Raw genomic sequence first — 3,152 nt, forward strand, 5'->3', positions numbered from 1 at the left:
CCCGCCCCGCGCAGCCGGTCGAGCGCCACCGACAGCAGCGTCTCCCCGCCGCCGTCCCCCTCGCCCCGCGCCTGAGGCTCCGGCTCGTCGGGCTCGCCCGCCGGGTCCAGGTCCGGGTCCGTGGGCGCGCGCGGCACCACCCACTCCGCCGTCCACGGCACCACCTGCCGCGCCACCTGCGCCTGCACCACGGCCCGGCGCCGCTGGTACGGCCCCGAGACGTACGCGGCCCGGAACCGGGTGAGCGCGTCGACGCCGCTCTTGAGGAAGCCGGCACCCGGCTGCGCGGGCAGCTCGTAGGCGTCCGGCACACCGAGCACGCCCCGGCTCTCCATCGCGGAGAACGTCCGCAGACCGATCCGGTACGACAGATGGCTCTCCAGCTGGTGCATGCGGCCCTCGTCCAGCCGCTGCGAGGCGAGCAGCAGGTGGACCCCGAGACTGCGCCCGAGCCGGCCGATCATCACGAACAGCTCCATGAAGTCGCGGTGCGAGGCCAGCAGTTCGCTGAACTCGTCGACCACCACGAACAGGCTGGGCAGCGGCTGCAGCGGCGTCCCGGACTGCCGCGCCTTCTCGTACTCCAGCGCGGAGGTGTAGTTGCCGGCGGCGCGCAGCAGCTCCTGCCGCCGGATCAGCTCCCCGTGCAGGGCGTCCTGCATACGGGCGACCAGTGCCACCTCGTCGGCGAGGTTGGTGATGACCGCCGAGGTGTGCGGGAGTTCGTCGAGGCCGAGGAAGGTGGCGCCGCCCTTGAAGTCGACGAGGACGAAGTTCAGCGTCTCGGAGGAGTTGGTCAGCGCCAGCCCCAGCACCAGCGTGCGCAGCAGCTCGCTCTTGCCGGAGCCGGTGGCGCCGATGAGCATGCCGTGCGGTCCCGTACCGCCCTGCGCGGACTCCTTGATGTCCAGCTCCACGGGCCTGCCCTCACCGCTCACCGCGATCGGCACCCGCAGCCGGGCACTGCCCGTCGCCTTCTCCCACAGCGTGGCCGGATCGTGCCGGTGCAGGTCGGGGATGTTCAGCAGCGAGGTCAGCTCGACGTCGTCGGCGAGCGGCTTGGAGTCGTCGCCGCCCACGCTCATCCGGTACGGCGCCAGCAGCCGGGCGAGCGCCAGCGCCCCCACCGTGCCCAGCCGGTCGGGCCGGCCGAGCACCGTCGACTGCTCCTTGCGGTCGCGGTCGGTGCGCACCAGCGCGACCCCGCCCTCGTCCACCTCCAGGCGCAGCGTGGTCCGTCCCGGCTTCCAGGCGAGCGCCCCGGTGAGGTCGAGCACCACCGCGTTGCGGAACCCGTGCCCGTCGAAGCGGTGCCCCGCCGGCACCGTGCAGCCGTCGATCACCACGACCGTGTACGGCTCCTCACGTCCCGGGACCGCGTCGGGGTCGGCGCCCGGCCGCTCCAGGAACTCGGCACCGAGCAGGTTCTCCAGCTCGGTGAAGGCCGAGGCGATCATGCGGGCCGGTCCGGCGCCGTCCTCCTCGTGCCGGTGCAGACTGTGCGGCAGCCACTTCGCCCACTCCCACTCCGCGCGCCGCTCGTCCGAGACGCACAGCGCGATCCACAGGTCGTCGGGGGAGTGGAACACCGCCAACTGCGCGAGCAGGGCCCGGGCCTGGGCGCGTATCCGCTCCTCGTCCCCGCGGAACAGCACCTTCGACCAGGCCCGCAGATAGATCGCGATGGGCTGGTCCCGGACGGTGGAGTAGGCCCGGGTGAAGCTGCGCAGCGCGTGCGCGCTCAGCGGCTCCAGGTCCTCGACGGGCTTGGTCGACAGCGGCGTCAGCTTCATCGCCAGCCGCTGGTCGCCCACGCCCATCCGCACCTCGGCGAAGTCCTCGTCCGACGTCCGCCGCTCCCACAGCCGGGTGCTGCGCACCAGCGACGACAGCGCGTCGGGTTCCGGGTGGCGCCAGGCGAGGGCGCGCTGCTGCTCGACGATGGACGCCCGCACCATGCGCCGGGTCTGCCGCAGGTACCGCAGGTAGTCGCGGCGCTCGCCCTTCATCCGCTGCTTGCGCTCGCCGTTGCGGCGCATGACCTGGCCGAGCATCATGCCCGCCGACGCGATCACCATCACACCGAGCGCGATGTAGATGAATCCGCCGCTGTCCCGGCTCATCCCCGGACGCATGAACATCAGCATCATGGAGACCGACATCAGCGCCATCGGCAGATACGTCCACACCGCGGAACTGTCCGGCACGACTTCCGGAAGCGTGGGCGGCTCCTGGAGACTCAGTTCCCCCGACGGCATTTCCGGTCCTTTTCGGCGGGCCGGCCGGCGGAACAGGATCACGCTCAACGAACGTCCTCCTCAATGATTTCTGAAGGAATTCCAGGGGAACTCCGCGAGAACGTCGCGGGTTTTACCGTAAAGGGTCAGAGTCCCGCGCGGCGGCGGCGGGAAAATGACCGGGAGGTGCCGTGAAGCTGAACTCCCGGAGTGGTGTTGCGAAAAGCCCGGCGTACGGTCAAACTCGTCGGCGCATGCCCCGTCCGACTTTTCCGTCGCGTTCGGCGACCGGCCGGTGTGCCGCTGCCACCTTCCAGCCACCGCGTATCGCGTGGTCCGCCAGAAAGTGTGAACCCCGAGCCCATGACTGAGATCCAGACGGCAAGCCTGTGCCGCGTCACCGTACGTGCTCCGGCCAGGACCGTCGACCTGGCCGTGCCCTCCGACGTCCCCGTCGCCGATCTGCTGCCCACAGTGATCGGCTACGGAGGGGACGACCTGGAGGAATCCGGCCTGGAGCACGGGGGTTGGGTGCTCCAACGCCTCGGCGGTCCACCGCTCGACCCCGAGAGTACCTTGGACTCCCTCGGTCTGCGGGACGGAGAGGACCTTTACCTGCGGCCGCGCACCGAGGCGCTGCCCGAGGTGCACATCGACGACCTGGTCGACGGCATCGCCGACGGCATGGGCCGCAGGCCGCACGGCTGGAGCCCGGAGGCAGGCCGGCGCCTGCTGCGCGGACTGGCCGCGGCCACCCTCACGCTGGGCATCGTGCTGCTGGCCATGCCGGGGACGGCGGGCTGGGTGCGGGCCGTCGCCGCCTCGGCCGCCGGACTGCTGCTGATCGCCGGGGCGGGCTCCGCCTCCCGCGCCGTGGGGGACGCCGGAGCCGGCTCGGTGCTCGGCCTGATGGCG

General features: G+C 71.8%; 2 protein-coding genes. One reads left to right on the forward strand and one right to left on the reverse strand.

Annotated features, from left to right (window positions below; translation table 11 throughout):
• Positions 1 to 2,258, reverse strand: a 2,258-nt coding sequence (eccCa, locus tag B7767_RS26770; protein ID WP_085574429.1) for a type VII secretion protein EccCa, incomplete at its 3' end; no start/stop codon positions are given.
• A 342-nt stretch (positions 2,259 to 2,600) separates the two neighbouring features.
• On the opposite strand from eccCa, the gene eccD reads away from it, so the two are divergent.
• On the forward strand, positions 2,601 to 3,152 hold a 552-nt coding region (eccD, locus tag B7767_RS26775), incomplete at its 3' end, for a type VII secretion integral membrane protein EccD (RefSeq protein ID WP_085574430.1).

Origin of the sequence: Streptomyces sp. 13-12-16 (assembly GCF_002114215.1) — a bacterium.
Lineage (GTDB): Bacteria > Actinomycetota > Actinomycetes > Streptomycetales > Streptomycetaceae > Streptomyces.